14 protein-coding genes and 1 riboswitch are annotated in these 17,850 nt (G+C 72.3%); of the genes, 8 read left to right on the top strand and 6 right to left on the bottom strand.

Going from position 1 to position 17,850, the window contains the following annotated elements; genetic code table 11:
• Positions 1-615 precede the first annotated feature (615 nt).
• Positions 616-1,065 (top strand): DoxX family protein, encoded by a 450-nt coding sequence (locus ACGFIE_RS27385; RefSeq protein ID WP_393299826.1) that lies wholly within the window; start codon positions 616-618, stop codon positions 1,063-1,065.
• Positions 1,066-1,124: 59 nt separating this feature from the next.
• Here the strand turns inward: ACGFIE_RS27385 and ACGFIE_RS27390 are convergent, their stop codons facing one another.
• On the bottom strand, positions 1,125-1,430 hold the full coding sequence (locus ACGFIE_RS27390) for a metalloregulator ArsR/SmtB family transcription factor (RefSeq protein WP_358103261.1): 306 nt from the start codon (positions 1,428-1,430) through the stop codon (positions 1,125-1,127).
• Between the two features lie 90 nt (positions 1,431-1,520).
• On the opposite strand from ACGFIE_RS27390, the gene ACGFIE_RS27395 reads away from it, so the two are divergent.
• The 3 genes from ACGFIE_RS27395 (at position 1,521) to ACGFIE_RS27405 (ending at position 5,249) form a co-directional block, all read left to right on the top strand.
• Positions 1,521-2,489 carry a DMT family transporter gene (locus ACGFIE_RS27395; RefSeq protein ID WP_393299829.1) on the top strand — a complete coding sequence of 323 codons (969 nt, stop codon included), beginning with the start codon at positions 1,521-1,523 and terminating at the stop codon, positions 2,487-2,489.
• 67 nt (positions 2,490-2,556) lie between these two features.
• A riboswitch (SAM riboswitch) is annotated at positions 2,557-2,691 on the top strand.
• Between the two features lie 8 nt (positions 2,692-2,699).
• Complete coding sequence (gene thrC / locus ACGFIE_RS27400) at positions 2,700-3,986, top strand: threonine synthase (protein ID WP_363684653.1); 1,287 nt, start codon at positions 2,700-2,702, stop codon at positions 3,984-3,986.
• A gap of 243 nt (positions 3,987-4,229) precedes the next feature.
• Positions 4,230-5,249 (top strand): GNAT family N-acetyltransferase, encoded by a 1,020-nt coding sequence (locus ACGFIE_RS27405; protein ID WP_393299832.1) that lies wholly within the window; start codon positions 4,230-4,232, stop codon positions 5,247-5,249.
• Here the strand turns inward: ACGFIE_RS27405 and ACGFIE_RS27410 are convergent.
• Entirely contained in the window at positions 5,239-7,455 is a 2,217-nt protein-coding gene (locus ACGFIE_RS27410; RefSeq protein ID WP_393299835.1) for a hypothetical protein, read from the bottom strand. The two genes, ACGFIE_RS27405 and ACGFIE_RS27410, sit on opposite strands and share 11 nt — an antisense overlap.
• A 149-nt stretch (positions 7,456-7,604) precedes the next feature.
• Here ACGFIE_RS27410 and paaN point away from each other — a divergent pair, with 149 nt between their 5' ends.
• The gene (gene paaN, locus ACGFIE_RS27415; RefSeq protein WP_393299838.1) at positions 7,605-9,278 is read left to right on the top strand and encodes a phenylacetic acid degradation protein PaaN; all 1,674 of its coding nucleotides are present in this window, start codon (positions 7,605-7,607) and stop codon (positions 9,276-9,278) included.
• Positions 9,279-9,444: 166 nt separating this feature from the next.
• Here paaN and ACGFIE_RS27420 read toward each other — a convergent pair whose 3' ends face one another.
• Positions 9,445-9,975, bottom strand: coding sequence for a GNAT family N-acetyltransferase (locus ACGFIE_RS27420; RefSeq protein ID WP_393299841.1), 531 nt, complete (start codon positions 9,973-9,975; stop codon positions 9,445-9,447).
• A gap of 347 nt (positions 9,976-10,322) precedes the next feature.
• Between ACGFIE_RS27420 and ACGFIE_RS27425 the strand changes: the two genes are divergently transcribed.
• From ACGFIE_RS27425 to groL, 3 genes are all read left to right on the top strand, one after another.
• Complete coding sequence (locus tag ACGFIE_RS27425; protein ID WP_039909088.1) at positions 10,323-10,526, top strand: cold-shock protein; 204 nt, start codon at positions 10,323-10,325, stop codon at positions 10,524-10,526.
• A 119-nt stretch (positions 10,527-10,645) separates the two neighbouring features.
• Complete coding sequence (locus ACGFIE_RS27430; protein ID WP_393299844.1) at positions 10,646-11,845, top strand: hypothetical protein; 1,200 nt, start codon at positions 10,646-10,648, stop codon at positions 11,843-11,845.
• Between the two features lie 272 nt (positions 11,846-12,117).
• Positions 12,118-13,740 carry a chaperonin GroEL gene (gene groL, locus ACGFIE_RS27435; RefSeq protein ID WP_363684641.1) on the top strand — a complete coding sequence of 541 codons (1,623 nt, stop codon included), beginning with the start codon at positions 12,118-12,120 and terminating at the stop codon, positions 13,738-13,740.
• A 58-nt stretch (positions 13,741-13,798) separates the two neighbouring features.
• Here groL and ACGFIE_RS27440 read toward each other — a convergent pair whose 3' ends face one another.
• The 3 genes from ACGFIE_RS27440 to ACGFIE_RS27450 form a co-directional block, all read right to left on the bottom strand.
• A complete protein-coding gene (locus ACGFIE_RS27440; protein WP_393299847.1) occupies positions 13,799-14,044 on the bottom strand; it encodes a hypothetical protein in 246 nt (81 codons plus the stop codon).
• Positions 14,045-14,121: 77 nt separating this feature from the next.
• Positions 14,122-15,057, bottom strand: a complete 936-nt coding sequence (locus tag ACGFIE_RS27445) for a GNAT family N-acetyltransferase (protein ID WP_393299850.1) — start codon at positions 15,055-15,057, stop codon at positions 14,122-14,124.
• Positions 15,058-15,106: 49 nt separating this feature from the next.
• A complete protein-coding gene (locus tag ACGFIE_RS27450) occupies positions 15,107-17,659 on the bottom strand; it encodes a S8 family serine peptidase (RefSeq protein ID WP_393299853.1) in 2,553 nt (850 codons plus the stop codon).
• Positions 17,660-17,850 lie beyond the last annotated feature (191 nt).

Raw genomic sequence — 17,850 nt, forward strand, 5'->3', positions numbered from 1 at the left:
CAACGACCGCCCCCGTATGACCCTGGGCTGGGCCACCCCAGGTGAGAAGATGACCCAGCTCCTGAGTGTTGCAACCACCAGTTGAGCCCGCCCCGCTAACGGAAACTGTCCAAGATTGCCAGGGTCTGGCCTCCATGGAGGCGGGGTTTGCGCCGTACAGCGGGCGGCGGCCGGGCCGGGGCCGGGGCCGGGGTCGGGGTCGGGGGTCGGGTTGGGGGTCGGGGCCGGAGCCGGGGTTGAGGGTTGAGGGTTGAGGGTTGGGGGTCGGCGGGTCCGGGGGGGGGGGCGGGGGAAGCTGCCTCATTCGCGGGGCAGCTCGACAGGCTGTATGGACCGCTCGACAGGCTGCGCGGCCTGCATGGCAGGGGCAGTGCGTTCAGGTCGGGGGCGGTCCCTCGGCGAGATTGGGCTGGCGCCCCAATCGGGGCACGCGGGCACGGAGGTGCAGCTCAAGGGTGCTCACATGGCGCTTGTCCACTCTGGCAGGCGCACACCGCCGAACGCCTGTGCCGAAATATTTCGGTCGGGGATTTTCCCACGAGCAAGGAATTTATTATCCTGGATACATTCGTGCCTCACCATTGAAGACATCTATCCCCTTCGATGGAGGTCTCCATGAACGTCTCTCGGCTCGGCGGGCCGACCCTGTCCCTGTTCCGCATCGTGACCGGCCTGCTGTTCATGCTCCACGGCCTGTCCTCGGTCTTCGGGTTGTTCGGCGGCAACCCGATGACCGGCGCGGCCATACCCTTCGGCTCCTGGCCGGGCTGGTGGGCCGCGCTGATCCAACTGGTCTGCGGCGCGCTGGTGCTGGCCGGGCTCTTCACCCGGCCCGCCGCGCTCCTTGCCTCCGGCTCGATGGCGTACGCCTATTTCGTGGTCCACCAGCCCGAAGACCTGCTTCCGCTGCACAACGGCGGTGAGCTGTCGGCGCTCTTCTGCTGGTCGTTCCTGCTGGTCGCGGCACTCGGCTCGGGCCCCTGGGCGCTCGACGCGCTGTTCGCCCGGCGTCGCGCCGACGCTCCGCCGGCGGCGGTGGCCGACCCCAGTCCCGCCTCTGCCTGACCGCCCCGTACCGCGCGCCGCCGGAGCCTCGACGAGGCGGCTTCGGCGGCGTGGCGGCGTCAGGCTGGAGGGCGCGGGGTGAGGACGGCGTCCAGGAGGCCCGGATACCGCTTGTCGACCTCGTCGCGGCGGAGTCGGACCAGTCTGCTGGTGCCGGCGGCCCGGGTTCGGGTCAGGCCCGCCTCGCGCAGCACCTTCAGGTGGTGACTGCGGGTCGCCTTGGAGACGCCGAAGTCGAAGCTGCCGCAGGCGGCCTCGCCGCCCTCGGCGAGCGCCCGCACGATCTGCAGCCGCACGTCGTCGGCGAGTGCGGCCAGCACGGCGGTGACTGGTACGGCGGTCAGGTCGGGTTCGTGCGGCTCCATGTGACCAGCCTAACCCTTGTTCGACAACTATCAAACAACACCCTATGGTCGGTGTCGTTGGTTCGAAGATACTCGAACAAGGAGCTGACGATGCGATCTCGCGCCGCCGCCTATCCGCTGCTCGCCGTGCTCGCCTGGGGCGCGATGTTTCCGATCCTGGCCAGCGCGCTGAGCCGGGTCGACCCCCTCAACCTGACCACCGCCCGCTACCTGCTGGCCGCCGTCATCCTGGTCGCCATCCTGCTGCTCCGCGAGGGCTCGGCCGCGCTGCGGCTCGGCGGACGGGGCGTCGAGGTGGTGGTGCTCGGCGTCGTCGGCTTCGCCGGCTTCAACCTGCTCACCAACCTGGCGCTCGAACACGCCGCCCCGCAGCAGATCTCCCTCTTCGTGGCCACCACGCCGGTCATCACCCAGCTCGTCCGCTGGGCCCGGGACGGCGTACGACCGAAGCCGCTCCTGCTGGCCCTCTCGCTGGTGGCGCTCCTCGGAGTCGGCCTGGTGATCACCCGCGGGAGCCTGGCCGGGCTCGGTCAGTTCGGTCTCGGCGGGCTCATGATGATCGGCGCGGTGCTCGGCTGGGGCATCTACACCCACGGCGCCAGCCGGTTCGGCGCCTGGTCGCCGCTGCGCTTCACCACGCTCACCGCGCTCGCCGGCACGGCCGCCATGCTGGCCGCGAGCATCGGCGCCGACGCCGTCGGGTGGCAGCACGCGCCGGCCGCCGCCGACCTCGTGGCGGTCACCCCGCAGTTGGCGTACGCCGTGATCGTCGCCGCCGTCGTCGCGGTGCTGGCCTGGAACACGGGTGTGCAGCGGCTGGGCGCTGCCAACGCCGCCCTGTTCATGAACCTGGTCCCGGTCACCACGTTCGTCGTGCAGATCGCCCGCGGCTACCGGCCGGAGACGATCGAGTTGGTCGGCGCCGCGATCACCATCGCCGCCCTGGTCGCCGCGAACCTCGCCACCAGGGCGCGGACCCGGTCGTCGTCCCTGCCGCAGTCCAGCGCGGTCACCGACCCGGCCGCGGTGGTCGACCCGGTGGCGGTGGCCGCCCGCTGACCCACTCCCTGGGATACCAGGTGGAGGCCACCGGCAACGTTGCCTAGACTCGACGACACAACTGCATACCTCATCCAGAGGGGCTGAGGGATACGGCCCGACGACGCCCCGGCAACCACCCCGCGGCTCACCGCTGAGCGACAGGCGGGGCAGGTGCCAATTCCGTCCCCGCCGCACAGTGCGATGCGGGGAAAGATGAGAGGACTCGACATGACGTCGACGCTCGCCGCCTCCGGTATCGACACCTCCGCCAGCCCCGCCCGCGCCCTGGTCTGCCGCGCCTGTTCGGCCCGCTACCCGCTCGCCGCGCAGCACGCCTGTTACGAGTGTTTCGGCCCCCTCGAGGTGGACTACGACACCGCCGCCCTGGCCACGGTCACCCGGGAGCAGATCGAGGCCGGCCCGAACAACATCTGGCGGTACGCCGCGCTGCTGCCCGCCGGTCAGGACCCGGCCACCCGGGTCACCCTCGACCCAGGGCTGACCCCGCTGGTGGCGGCCCCGCACCTCGCCGCCGAGCTGGGTATCACCGCGCCGCTGTGGGTCAAGGACGACAGCGCCAACCCGACCCACTCGTTCAAGGACCGGGTCGTCTCGGTGGCGCTGACCGCCGCGAAGGCGCTCGGCTTCACCCGGTTCGCCTGTGCGTCCACCGGCAACCTGGCCAACTCGGTGGCCGCGCACGCCGCCCGCGCCGGCGTGCCCTCGGTCGTCTTCATTCCCAGCGACCTGGAGCAGGGCAAGGTCATCACCACCGCCGTCTACGGCGGCGAGCTGGTCGCCATCGACGGCTCGTACGACGACGTCAACCGGCTCTGCGGCGAGCTCGTGGAGACCGACGAATTCGAGGACACCGCGTTCGTCAACGTGAACGTCCGCCCGTACTACGCGGAGGGCTCCAAGACCCTCGGCTACGAGGTGGCCGAGCAACTCGGCTGGCGCATCCCGGCCCAGGTGGTCATCCCGATGGCAAGCGGCGAGCTGCTCACCAAGATTGACAAGGCCTTCTCCGAGCTGGTCGAGATCGGCCTGGTCGAGGCGCCGGCCGGCGGCTGGAAGGTCTTCGGCGCCCAGTCGGCCGGCTGCAACCCGATCGCCACCGCGCTGCACGCCGACACCGACACGATCATCCCGGTCAAGCCCACCGGCATCGCCAAGTCGCTCAACATCGGCGACCCGGCCGCCGGCCTCTACGCCCTGGAGGCGGTCCGTCGCACCGGCGGTTGGATGGAGTACGCCGACGACGACGAGATCCGCGCCGGCATCCGTCAGCTCGCCCGCACCACAGGCGTCTTCGCCGAGACGGCGGGCGGGGTGACCGCGGCGGTGCTGCGCAAGCTCGTCGAGTCGGGTCGGCTCGATCCCACTGCGGAGACGGTCGTCTTCAACACCGGCGAGGGTCTGAAGACCATCGACGCGGTGGCCGGTCAGGTCGGCCCGACCCACCACATCAAGCCCAGCCTGCGCGCCGCGCGGGATGCCGGCCTCCTCGGCTGACCCCCGAGTCGTCCGGTAACTGGGTTTTCGCTGTGAGTGTGGAAAACCCGCCGGTCTGGACTTGACGGCAGGAACCGGACGGCGCAAGATGCTCCGTGCGGGAGGGCATTTCGCCGGAGACTTTTGAAGTTCTTGCGACCCAACGCCGGAGGCGTTGTGCGAGTGTCCCTCCCGACCACGTTCGATCGGGCCAGCGATTTAATCGCTGGCCCGATCGCTTTCCCGGCTGTCAGGCTCCCCGTCATGAGCATCACGATCGCGTCGTTCGACGGCACCGACCGGGTCGCGGTCGACGAGGCGTACCGGGTCGGGGTGGCGGCCACCGAGGTCGATCTTCCGGACTTCCCACCCTTCTGCCGGCGGCGCTTCGACGCGCAGTTCCACACGCCGGCCCCCGGCACCCGAACGCTCTGGGCGCTGGCCCGGCTGGACGGGGTGCCGGCCGGCTACCTCCAGCTCGACCTGCCGCAGCTCGACAACCCCGAGAACGCCACCGCCGAGCTGACGGTGCGTCCCGCCCTGCGGCGGCGGGGCGTCGGCCGGGCACTGCACGAGTACGGGGCGCGCCTGCTGCGTGAGCACGGCCGCAAGCGGGTGATCGGGATGGCCGTCTCCGCGCTGCCCGCTGGGCCGGCCCGATCGGGCGCTGGCGGAGCGTTCGCCGCCTCGATCGGCGCCCAGCCCGCACTCGCCGAGGTGCGACGTCGGCTGGAGATCGCCGACATCGACCGGGTGGCGCTGCGGGCGGCCCTGGCCGAGGCCCAGCCGCGGGCCGAGGGCTACCGGTCGGTCTGCTGGCAGGGGAACACCCCGCAGGAGTACGTGGCGGACGTCGCCTACCTGGACGGCCGGCTGATGATGGACGCGCCCATGGGTGACGTGCAGTGGGAGCCGGAGCAGGTGGACGCCGAACGCATCCGGGGCAACGAGCGCGCGTTGGACGCGAAGGGCCGGCGGCGCTACCACCTCGGGATGCGGCACGAGGCGTCCGGCCGGTTGGTGGCCTGGACGCTGCTCGACGTGGGCGCCTCCGCCGACTGGCACGCCTTCCAGCAGATCACCCTCGTCGACCCGGCCCACCGTGGGCACCGCCTCGGCCTGATCGTCAAGGCGGAGAACCTGCACCACCTGCTCACCCACGAGCCGGCGGTACGCGTCATCGACACCTGGAACGCGGCCAGCAACAGTTACATGGTGGCGATCAACGAGCAGCTCGGATTCCGGCCGGTGGACGCCTGGACCGACTGGCAGCTCACCCTCTGACAGTGGGCGGCCCGGCCTCCGGCTTTTCCAGCCGCCGAGCCAGCTCCCGAACCGCGGCGTGGAAGTCCTCGTCCGGGATGAAGCGGTGTCCCCGGACCGGGGGCGGCACGGTGTCGGTCGGCGGCACCAGCAGGGTCTTCGGGTCGCGTACCCAGCGGTCGACCTGGCTCGCCGGGTCGTCGGGCGCCTCCGTCTCGTCGGGGCGGAAGATCCGCCCGCCGATCGGATCGGTGTACCGCCACAGGTTGACCCACCGCCAGGACAGCCGGTCACCCAACTCCCGCAGCACACGCTCGTTGACGTACGCGGGGAAGTACCTGGTGTACCTGTTGCCGAGCGGCGCGGCGTAGGTGAGCAGCGCGACCCGCCGGCGGGAGTCGTCGGGAAGTTGGAGCACCGTCGCCGCGGCCAGCACGCTGCCGTGGCTCTGGCCGGAGAGCACCACCCCGCCCCCGTCGGCGGTGAGTTGCCCGATCCGGCGGGTCAGCTCGGGAACCGCCCGCTCGGCGTAGCAGGGCGGGGCGAGGGGATGGGCGGCGCGTGGCCAGAAGGTGGCGAGGTCCCAGAGCACCCCGACCAGCCGGATCGGGCCGGACCGGTAGGCGACGAGTCCCGCCCCGGCCAGGAATACGGCGAACAGGCCGATCAGCAGGGCGCCCAGATCGGTCACGAAGACCACCGGGCGGGCCAGCGACAGGCCGCCCAGCCGCAGCGCGAGCGCACCCGGCCCCTGCCCTCGTACCGACAACCCCGCCGCCGTCAGGGTGAGCACCGCCAGCACCGCGTACGCCGTCGGGAGCAGCGGCCAGAGCCGGTCCGTGCGGGCGGCACGGACGACGGCGTCCCGGACGGCCCGCACCCGCTCCGGCGGCACCTGGGGCGCCTCGGGGAAGTCCCGCCGGACGAGCTCCTCGGCTGCCCGGAGCTGCCGCGCCCGGCCGATCCGGCTGCCCAGCACCGCCACCAGGACGACCACCAGGACCGCCAGGGAGAAGCCGAGGGTGGCCCAGCGGTACGCGGTCGGGGGCGAGAGCGGTGGCGCGCCGGGCGGCAGCGGCCGGACCGGTGTGGGGCTGGAGCCCCGGTCCAGGTATTCGGCGAGGGTGTAGGTCAGCCCGGACGAGTACGACACGGCGAGCCCGATCGCTATCGAACTCATCAGCGGGGCACCCAGCCGGCTGATCAGGGGGCGCGGGCGCGGCAGGTGGTGGCGCTGGGCCAGGACCACCAGTCCCAGCACCGCGAGCAGGACGACCTGCGCGGCGAAGAGCAGGGAGACGAGGCGACCGTACCCGGGCAGTGTGCCGGTGGCCGACCACGGCGGCCGGGGCCACAACGCGTAGCCCAGGGTCAGCGCCGTGAGCGCGACAGCCGTCCACCGCAACCCCCGGGCGGTGAGCAGGCGCTGCTCGCCGTGCCCGTCCATGGCCGACCGGCAGAGCGCGACGAGCGCGACGACGAGCAGCAGCCCGTCCGCGACCAGTAGCACGTAGCCGGGCGGGGCACCGTCGTGCGGGGCCAGGACCACCAGTAGCGTGGCGTCGAGCGTGCCCAGCGCCACGGCCACGTGCACCGAGCGCAGCCGGCGCAGCAGCACCCGGTTGTCCCAGAAGGCGGGGGTGTCGAGCCGATCCGCGCCCACCCCGGGCATGTGCACGCCGTCCTCGGGTAGCTGCGAGGTGCGAGCGCCGGCCCGCCAGATGAGGGCGACCGCGATGATCGGCAGCACGGCCAGCAGGGCGAGGCGCTGACCCGGCGGCACGCCGCCCAGCCAGGAGATCTCCCGTCGCCCCTCCAGGCACCGCGGGTACGCCGCGCACTGCCAGGCGATCAGGTCCAGGGTGGCACCGACCGCGGAGAGCACGTACATCGCGGTCATCGACGCGGCCAGCAGACGGCAGAGCGCCCGAGCCACGCCGCCGGGCCGACCGGCCACCGGCAGCATCCAGACAGCGATGTTGCTGAGCATGAACGGCAGGAGCAGGACCAGCGAGAACGTCCGGGTCGCGGTGCCGCCGGTCAACCTGCTCCAGCGGTACGCCTCCAGCGCCGGCCCGCCCGGACCCTCCGGATCGCCGAAGCCCGGCCGGGGTCGGTAGAAGCCGGCCTCGTCGTCCCCCGCGACCCGCGACACCACAGGCCGGTCGAGGATCGTCTCCGGACCCTTGTCGGCGACCCCGTGCACCCGGATCTCCGTGATCCTCACCCGTTGTCCTCTCCTGGCCCGAGGACGGCGGGTACCCGTCGGCGTCACGACCAATCCCGGGCCGGGCCGCGCGCTGCCGCTCGGCCGTGCCTGCCGCGTCGGCATCCGCCCCTACTGCTCGTGGGCCCGGCTGTTGCATGATGGCGGGCATGACGGAGACCCCGCATCCCCTGTACGACAGGCACGCCGACACCCTCAACCGTGCGCTGACCGCGATCACGGAGCGGGGCTACTGGTCCGCGTACCCCGAATCCCCCAGCCCTCGCGTGTACGGCGAGACCGCCGCCGCCGACGGCAAGGCCGCCTTCGAGGCGTACCTGGGTGGTGACTTCCCCCTCGACCAGCCGGGTACCGGCGAGCGGATCGCCACCGAGACGAGCCCGTTCGGGGTCGAGCTGGCGGTGCGTTACCCGCACGCCGGCACCGACGAGCTGATCGCCGCCGCCTCCGCCGCGCTGCCGACCTGGCGCGACGCCGGCCCGCAGGCCCGGGTGGGTGTCTGCCTGGAGATCCTCGACCGGCTGCACAAGCACATCTTCGAGCTGGCCAACGCGGTGCAGTTCACCAGCGGGCAGGCGTTCGTGATGGCCTTCCAGGCCGGCGGCGCGCACGCGCTGGACCGGGCGCTGGAGGCGGTGGCGTACGCCTACGCCGAGATGACCCGGCACCCGGGCACGGCCGGCTGGGAGAAGGCCGCAGGCAAGGGCGACCCGCTGCGGATGACCAAGACGTTCCACGTGGTGCCGCGTGGGGTGGCGCTGGTGATCGGCTGCAACACCTTCCCGACCTGGAACTCGTACCCGGGGCTGTTCGCCTCGCTTGTCACCGGCAACCCGGTGATCGTGAAGCCGCACCCGCGCGCGGTGCTGCCGCTGGCCATCACCGTGAAGTACGCCCGGGAGGTGCTCGCCGAGGCCGGTTTCGACCCGAACCTGATCATGCTGGCGGCCGAGGCGCCCGGCGAGAAGCTCGCCAGCGACCTGGCCCTGCACCGCTCCGTCAAGATCGTCGACTTCACCGGCTCCACCGAGTACGGCGACTGGCTGGAGACGCACGCCCGGCAGGCGTCGGTCTACACCGAGAAGGCCGGGCTGAACACGGTAGTCATCGATTCCACCGACGACTTCGCCGGGCTGTGCCGCAACCTCGGCTTCACGCTGACCCTCTACAGCGGGCAGATGTGCACCACCTCGCAGAACATCCTCATCCCCGCCGGTGGCATCGAGACCGACCAGGGTCACAAGAGCTTCGACGAGGTGGCCGGTGGGATCGCCGCGGCGGTCGGCAAGCTCACCGCCGACCCGGCCCGGGGCGTCGAGCTGACCGGCGCCATCGTCAACGACGGGGTGCTGGAGCGGCTGGCCGAGGTCACCAAGGTGGGTGAGCCGGTGCTGGAGTCCCGGTCCGTGGCGCACCCGTCGTACGCCGACGCGGTGGTGCGTACCCCGACGATCGTGAAGCTGACCGCGGACGACGCGGAGACGTACGGCCGGGAGTGGTTCGGGCCGATCTCGTTCGCCATCGCCACCGACTCCACCGCGCACAGCCTGGAGCTGCTGCGCCGGACGGTGGGGGAGAAGGGCGCGCTCACGGCGGCGGTCTACTCCACCGACGAGGCGGTGCTGGACGCCACCGAGGCGGTGGCGGTCGAGGTCGGGGTGCACCTGTCCTGCAACCTCACCGGCGGTGTTTTCGTCAACCAGTCGGCGGCGTTCTCCGACTTCCACGGCAGCGGGGCGAACGCGGCGGCGAACTCGGCGTTGACGGACGGGGCTTACGTGGCTAACCGGTTCCGGATCGTGCAGTCTCGGCGTCACGTGTAGTGGTTGCGGTTTGGGGTTTCCGGGGCAGCCCGACCCGCTTCGGGCGGTCAGGCTTGATCCCTGCGCGGGTCGGGCTGCCCCGGAAACCCCTCCGTGAGCAGCGTTGTCGCTGACGCATCCAGCTTTTGGGGCATCTCAGTGGTTCTGCCCTGGGAGGGTTCTCTGGTTAGGCGGTTCGGCGCATTTGTAGTTCGTTCAGCTTGGGGATCGTGGGGTGGGGGACTCGTACGCCGGTGTCGGTGAAGCCCAGCCGCTGGTACGCCCGGTAGGCGCGGTCGTTGCCGACCACCACCTCCAGCAGCAGCTCCGGCCGGCCGCAGGCTCGCGACCAGGAGGCCACCCCGTCGATCAGCTCGCCGAGCAGCCCGCTGCCCCGCCAGGCCGGCGTGACGTACACGGCGTAGATGACAGTCACTCCCGGCTCGTTCGGAGCGACAGTGCCGCCGGCGTGGCCGACCAGCCGACCGCCCGGATCCGCGACGAACTGCGCGTTGTTCGGGCCGGCCGAGGTGTACGCGACCCGGGCGGCGTACTCGCGGTGCGGCCGGGCCGCCGCGTCCGCCAGGGTCTCCAGGAAGGCCAACGGCGCGTCGGCGAGCATCTCCAGACGTAGCGCCCGCATCCGGGCGGCGTCCTCGGGTCGAACCCGGTGGATCTCGGCCTGCCGAGCCGCGGCTGAGCCGATATCGGTGGTCATGTCTGCATGCCTACCACAGGGCGGGAGCGGCTTCGGGAGTGCCAGGGGCCACCGTCGCTCGGCCGGATGGGCCGGTGGGCCGGGCTGCCGCCGGCCGCTCGGTCGACGAGCCGGTGCCGCTCCGGACCGGTCGTCCACGACCCTTTCCGGCCCTGCCCTGGCCCTGGTCGGCCACCCAGGAATATGCCCGATTTGGGGTCGTGCGCGGCCGTCACTCCTCGTGTAGCGTGCGATTTCGGTCACCTCTTTCAGCGGCCGTCGTCGATCGCTGGGGCGGTGGTCGAGGGCGTCCGGCCGTGCCGCGCGCCCGGGCAGGCAACGCCGCGCAAGAGTGAGGGAAGTGCACCGTGGCACAGGGCACCGTGAAGTGGTTCAACGCCGAGAAGGGCTACGGCTTCATCGCCGTTGACGGCGGTCAGGACGTGTTCGTCCACTTCTCCGCGATCGAGATGGACGGTTACAAGGCGCTGGACGACGGCCAGCGGGTGGAGTTCGAGATCGCCCAGGGCCAGAAGGGCCCGCAGGCGGAACACGTACGCGTCATCGCCTGAGCGATCTCCTCAATCTCCTCGCTCGCGGATCGCCCCGATCGGCTGGCGGGTCGGTGCTGCGGTGTGGACACCCAACCGGGAAGATCGTGAACCGTTCCAGCCGATGCTGAGGAGGGTTCATGACCGACCAGTCGCCCCCACCCACCACGCCCTCCGGGCCGGGTGAACCGAGCCCGTCCGACCCCACCTCACCCGCCTCCGGCGTCCCGGCGGGTCCGCCGGATCCCACCGTTCAGGGCGGCTGGCAGCCGCCGGCCGGTCCGCCTCCCGGCTGGGACCCCGTGCCGGGTGCCTGGGCGCCACCCGCTGGTCCGCCTCCCGGCTGGGATCCCGGGCAGGGTGGCGGGGGCCCGCCGCCGCAGGGTTGGGCCTATCCGCCCGCCGGCGCCTATCCGCCCGGTACGGGTCCGTACGGTGGGCAGCCGTGGTATCCGGGGGCGCCGGTCGGCTGGTACCCGCCGGGTCACGGGCTCGACCCGCACGACGCCCTGGTCACTCCGCCCGGCGCCGGCATCGGGGCATGGTTCGAGCGGTGTGGGGGCGCGCTGCGCCGGGGCTGGCGGCAGTTGGTGCCGATCATGCTGCTCACGCAGGTGTTGCCGGCGGCGGTGCTCTCGGTCATCTCGCTCGGTCTGGACCCGTCGCCCGGCTGGGAGGCGCAGGCCGAGATGGATCCGGCCGCCGGACTGCCGGACAACTTCGTCGCCACCCTGGCAACCCTCGTCGCCGTGCTGGCCGGCGGCAGCCTGCTGATCGGTCTGGTGCAGGCGCTGGGGTGGGCCGCGGGCAGCTGGGTGATCACCCAGCAGGCGACCGGCCGGCCCGGCGACCTCGGCTCGGCACTGCGGTACGGCCTGCGCCGGGCGCTCGGTCTGTGGGGTTGGACGCTGCTGGTCAGCCTGCTCGTCGGCATCGGTATCTGCTTCTGCGTCCTGCCGGGCATCTATCTGGTGTTCGCGTTGAGCATGGCCGGCCCGATCTACCTCTTCGAACGGCAGAACCCGATCGGCCGGTCGTTCGAAATGTTCCACGCCCGGCTCGGGCTGATGCTCGGTCGGGTGGCACTGGTGGGCGCGGCCGTGGTCGTCGGCACCGCGGTTCCCGGTTTCCTGGAGTCGGCGGGCACCACCGCGATCGGTACGGATCCGTTCGCCTCCCCGGGCTCGGCGGCCGGGGTGGTGGCGGTGATCGGCGTCACGGCGGTGTTGGCGCTGCCTGCCCACCTCGCCCAGTTGATCGGTCTGCTGGTCACGTACGCCGAGCAACGCGCCCATGAGGCGCCGGTGAACGGGGCCGCACTGGCGGCGGAACTCGGCTGAGCGGGCCCATCGTGCTTGCACTCGACAGGTGAGAGTGCTAAACAAGTCATTGGCACTCGCATACCGTGAGTGCCAATGGTCGGGACGGTGGGGCCAGGTTGCCCAGGCGTGGAGACGCCGGGGCGGCACATGGCCGGTCGTCGCGGGCTATCCGGCCCGGCCGAAGGACGTCGTCGTCGCCAGGTGGCGACGTCCCAAGGTGCGTACACCAGGCGGCCCATCCGGGGCACACATCTCGGGTGGCCCGTGAGTGTCCAGGAGGACAACGCCGTATGGCCAAGATGATCGCGTTCGACGAAGAGGCGCGCCGCGGCCTCGAGCGGGGCATGAACCAGCTCGCCGACGCCGTAAAGGTGACCCTCGGCCCCAAGGGCCGCAACGTCGTGCTCGAGAAGAAGTGGGGTGCCCCCACCATCACCAACGATGGTGTGAGCATCGCCAAGGAGATCGAGCTCGAGGACCCGTACGAGAAGATCGGCGCCGAGCTGGTCAAGGAGGTCGCCAAGAAGACCGACGACGTCGCCGGTGACGGCACGACGACGGCGACCGTCCTGGCCCAGGCCCTGGTTCGCGAGGGCCTGCGCAACGTGGCCGCCGGCGCCAACCCGATGGCCCTGAAGCGGGGCATCGAGGCCGCTGTCGCGAGCGTCTCGGAGGAGCTGTCCAAGCTCGCCAAGGACGTCGAGACCAAGGAGCAGATCGCCTCCACCGCCTCCATCTCCGCTGGCGACAGCACCGTCGGCGAGATCATCGCCGAGGCGATGGACAAGGTCGGCAAGGAAGGCGTCATCACCGTCGAGGAGAGCAACACCTTCGGGCTGGAGCTGGAGCTCACCGAGGGTATGCGCTTCGACAAGGGCTACATCTCGGCCTACTTCATGACCGACCCGGAGCGTATGGAGGCCGTCTTCGACGACCCCTACATCCTGATCGTCAACAGCAAGATCTCGTCGGTCAAGGACCTGCTCCCGATCCTCGAGAAGGTCATGCAGGGCGGCAAGCCGCTGCTGATCATCGCCGAGGACATCGAGGGCGAGGCCCTGGCCACCCTGGTCGTCAACAAGGTCCGGGGCACCTTCAAGTCGGTCGCCGTCAAGGCGCCGGGCTTCGGTGACCGCCGCAAGGCCATGCTGGGCGACATCGCCATCCTCACCGGTGGTCAGGTCATCAGCGAGGAGGTCGGCCTCAAGCTGGACGCCGTCAGCGTCGACATGCTGGGCCGTGCCCGCAAGGTCGTGGTGACCAAGGACGAGACCACCATCGTCGACGGTGCCGGTGACGCCGAGCAGATCCAGGGCCGGGTCAACCAGATCCGGGCCGAGATCGACAAGAGCGACTCCGACTACGACCGCGAGAAGCTGCAGGAGCGGCTGGCCAAGCTGGCCGGCGGCGTTGCGGTCATCAAGGTCGGCGCGGCCACCGAGGTCGAGCTCAAGGAGCGCAAGCACCGCATCGAGGACGCCGTTCGCAACGCGAAGGCGGCCGTCGAGGAGGGCATCGTCCCGGGTGGTGGCGTCGCGCTGGTGCAGGCCGGCAAGACCGCGTTCGACAAGCTGGACCTGGTCGGCGACGAGGCGACCGGTGCCAACATCGTCAAGGTCGCGCTGGACGCCCCGCTGCGGCAGATCGCCGTCAACGCCGGCCTCGAGGGCGGCGTCGTGGTGGAGAAGGTCCGTAACCTCGAAGCGGGTCACGGCCTCAACGCCGCCAACGGCGAGTACGTCGACCTGCTGGCCGCGGGCATCATCGACCCGGCCAAGGTGACGCGCTCGGCGCTGCAGAACGCCGCCTCCATCGCGGCGCTCTTCCTCACCACCGAGGCCGTTGTCGCGGACAAGCCGGAGAAGACCCCGGCTGCCCCGGCTGGCCCGGGTGGCGGGGACATGGACTTCTGAGTCCAGTTCCGACACACCGAACGGGGCGGGCCGCTGACGCGGTCCGCCCCGTTCGTCGTCAGGTGGGCAGTGGGCGTTGGTTGCGGCGTTTCTGCGCCCGGTCGTACGGCGGCAGCAGTTGGATCGGCGCGTCCACCATCTCCTGCGGATCCTCGGCCAGCGGCTCGCCGTCGGTGGTCATCTCGGCCAGTTGCTCTGCGTCGCCGTAGTCGAGCCGGTCGAACGGCAGTTGGCCGGGCAGGTCGCCGACCGGTTTCCAGGTGATCGGCGGGCCGTCCTCGGTCTGGTCGTCATCCGTGGTCATGGCTGCCTCCTCTACCGAAACGGTAGGGGGCGTCGATGGGTCATGAGGGCAAATGGCTTCATGTCCCATTTGCCCTCTCACGTCACCGGTAGGGTCCGCCGGTACAGGAAGAAGACCCGCTCGATCCGGGCGCCAGCGCTGCCGGAGTAGAACGGCACCGGCCCCACCCAGCCGATCTGCGCCAGGTCCACCCCCGCCGCCCGCTGGTCGCGCAGGCAGCGTCGCAGCAGCACCCCGCCGATGCCGGAACCCTCGGCGGAGGGCGCGGTGCCCATCGGCCCGAACCAGCTCGGCCGGGACGATCCGTAGGCCGCGAAGCCCAGCACCTCGCCGGCCCGCTCCGCCAGGTGGCAGCCGGCCCCCGCGCGGCCCACCGATCCGGCCAGCTCACCGTCCCAGGTGCCGCCGAAGGTGGACCGGGCGAACGCCTCCAGCGCCGGCAGGTCGGCGGGCTCCGCCCGGCGTACCGTGACGCCCTGCCCGGCCAGTCGCCGCTCCGCGGCCTCCGTGGACCGCAGCGCCGGCGACTCGTCGTACGACAGGTCAGCGGTCATGTTCCACGCGGTCCGGTCCTGGTGGTAGCCGAGCGCCAGGGCGGCGCACACCGCTGGCGTGTAGCGCACGTCGATGCCCGGCCAGGCGTAGTACGGCGGGTTTCCGGCCAGCAGCACCTCGGTGACGCCGCGCTGGCCGAGTGCCTGCTCGGCCCGCGCCAACAACGTGCGGCCCACCCCCCGACGGCGCTGCCCGGGGAGCACCGCGACCAGGTCCACGTGCCCGATGCCCACCTCGGTCGGCGACACCGAGCCGAGCAGCACCCCGACCAGGTCGTTTCCCCGGTACGCGCCCAGTCCGACCACCTGACGATCTGCGGCCGCCCGGGTCCACAACACGTCCACGATGGCGGCCGCCTCGGCGGCGTCCTCGGGCAGGTCGAGCGCCTGCGCGCAGAACCGTGCCACGGCGGGCGCGAGGTCGGGGCTGAGCTCGGTGACGGTGATCTCGGCGTCCATGGTCGCCGACCCTAGATCACCTGCTGGCGGTGGCCGGCTCCGCCCTCGTTCATCCCCGGGCGGCGCGGACTGCGGCGTACGCGTCGACCTGGCCTGCCCCTGTGACGTTCGCCGGGCCGCCGCAGGCGTCGGTGGGTTTGTCGGAGCGGTACGTCGGCTCGGCCGGCGTGGCGGTGTCCCGAAGGATCTGCCGGGTCCGGGTCAGGTCGCCGACCAGCGCCGGGTTCGCCGACCACATGAGCGCGACCACGCCCGCCACCTGCGGGGTCGCCATCGACGTGCCGTCGAGCGCCGCGTACCCGCCGCCGGGCATGGCCGACACCACTCCCACCCCGGGCGCGAGGACGTCCGGTTTGCCCGTGCCGCCCGGCACCGGCCCGCGTGAGGAGAAGTCGGCCACCCGCCGCTGCGCGTCCACCGCGCCCACGGTCAGCACGTTCGGGTACGGAGCGGGCGGGTCGTCGATCGACGCGCACCACGGGCCGGTGTTGCCGGCCGCGGCGACCACGAAGATCCCGGCGGCGTCCAGCGCCGTCGTGGCCGGGAGCAGCGCCCCCGGGTCGCAGCCCTCGATCGCCGGGCACCCCCACGAGTTGGTAAGCACCTGCGGGGCGCGCTCCGGCCGGCCGTCGGTGAACGGGTCACCGCCGGCCGGGAAGGGCGCCAGCATGAACTGGAGGCAGTCCAGGTAGTGCCCCGGGCTGCCCAGGTTGCGGTCCAGGTTGACGCAGCCCACCCACTGCGCGTCCGGCGCCACCCCGATGCCGTTCCGCCCGACCGCGCTGCCCACCGTGTGGGTGCCGTGCCCGCCCTGGTCGTTCGGTGCCCGGGTGCCGTCCCACGGGTCGTACCAGGAGTCGTCCCCGCCACGGAAGCCGGCCCGCAGCGCCGGATGGCCGCCGTCCACGCCGGAGTCGGAGCTGCCGACCACGATGCCCCTGCCGGTCACCCCCAACTGGGACCAGACACGGTCCGCCCCGAGCTGACGGATGTTCCACTCCGGGCCGCTGGGCGCGGGCGCGGTGCCCCGGGACTGCCCCGCCGGGGCCGGCAGGGGCCGCAGTCGCTGGCTGACCAGCACCCGGGCCACCTCGGGTCGCCGCGCGAGCCAGGCCCGTACCACCGGGCCGCCATCCACCTCGACCGCGTTGACCAGGTAGTACGACACCGGGGCCAGCCGTAGCCGTTTCGCCGTGCGGCGCAGGTCGGTCTGGCTGCGCTCGGCGGTGGTCACCAGCCGTCGGTAGACCTCCGCCGCCCGGGCGTCCCGGCCGGCCTGCCCGGGGGCGCCGGCCGGGATGCCGGTCAGGTCGGCCTGCTCGCGCAGCACCACCAGCAGCCGCTCCCCGTACAGGCCGGGTTGGCCGGGCCCGACGTCGACGACACCCACGGTCACCAGCAGGACCGCCGCCGCCAGCGCCGCCGTCCGGCGACTCGGGGTACGCGCCGCCGGCCGGGCCAGCAGCACCGCGTACCCGATGGCGAGCACTACCGCGACGGCGAGACCGGCGCCGGCGGCGGCTGCCACCCAGAACGGGACGTCCCGGGTGCCGATCAGCAGGAGCGTGATCTCCTCCGGGTCGGTGAAGGCCAGCGGTCCCAGCGCGGCCAGGCCCACCAGCCAGCCGGTCGCCGTCCGGCCGGCCCGTGCGGCGTCGGCCGGGTCGGCGGTGGGCCGCCAGGCCGCGGCCCACAGCGCGGCGAGCGCGAAGCCCGTCGGTGGCAGGGTCAGCAGGGCGGGCAACTGCGCGCCCGACTGGCCGGTGCCGGCCGCGAGGAGCAGCAGTGCCACCCCGGCGACCAGGCCTCCGAGCAGGACCAGCCGGGCCGGTCGGGGCGGTCGGCCGACCGCGAACCGGGCCCAGAAGGTGGCGTCCAACAGCGTCGCGGCCAGCACCCCGAGCGCGGCCGCCGCGAGCAGCGCGAGAGTTGTCTCCAGGAGCCCGCCGAGCGCGCCCAGCCAGACCCACGGCAGCAGCAGCGCCAGACCGGCGGCGATCGCGAGCAGCGGCACCGGCCCGGGCCGGCGCGATCCACGCCGGCCCCCGACCGGCCCCGGGCTCCCGGCGGCCGACGACGCGGCGTCGTTGCCCGGCTCCGGACTCTCGGCGGCCTGGGCTACGTCGCGGTTCAGCGCCGCGTCGCCGGCCCGCGACGCGGTGGCGTCGGGGGCGGTGCCGACGTCCGAGCCGGACGACCTTCGCGTCGACCAGGCCACGGCGAGTGCGCTGAGCAACGCGGCGCCGGCCAGCCCGGCGAGGTACGCCTCGTGGTGTACCGGCGGCAGGGCCCGCAGCACTGTGAGCACCCCGAGGACGAGTGCCCCGCTCAGCCAGACCCGCCCGACGGCCCGAACCGTGGTCGACCGGGGCAGTACCGCCAGCAGCAGGGCGGGCGTGCCCACCAACACGACGACGGTCAGGCCGAGCACCGGCCAGAGCCAGCCGACCCGGTCCCGTCCGAAGCCCAGCAGCACCTGGTCGGTGACCCAGCCGCCGGTCTGGGTGGCCGCGGTGACCGCAACGGTCCAGCAGCCGGCCAGCACGGCGGCGACCACCGACCATGGCGAGGTGCGACCGGGTTGCGCAGGTTGACCGTGCATCCGAGCACCTTACGACCACGACGAAGGGTTCCGACCCGCCCGTCGCGGGACGGGACACCGAAGAATCGCGCAGATCTTGGACAGTTTCCGTCAACGGCTGACGGGAACTGTCCAAGATCTGCGTTCGCCGCTGGAGGGGCGGGGCGCGGCGCTGAATGTCGACTCGCTCGCCTGGCGGTTACGGTGGATGG

The sequence above is a fragment of the Micromonospora sp. NPDC049275 genome (assembly GCF_043197115.1).
Taxonomy (GTDB): domain Bacteria; phylum Actinomycetota; class Actinomycetes; order Mycobacteriales; family Micromonosporaceae; genus Micromonospora.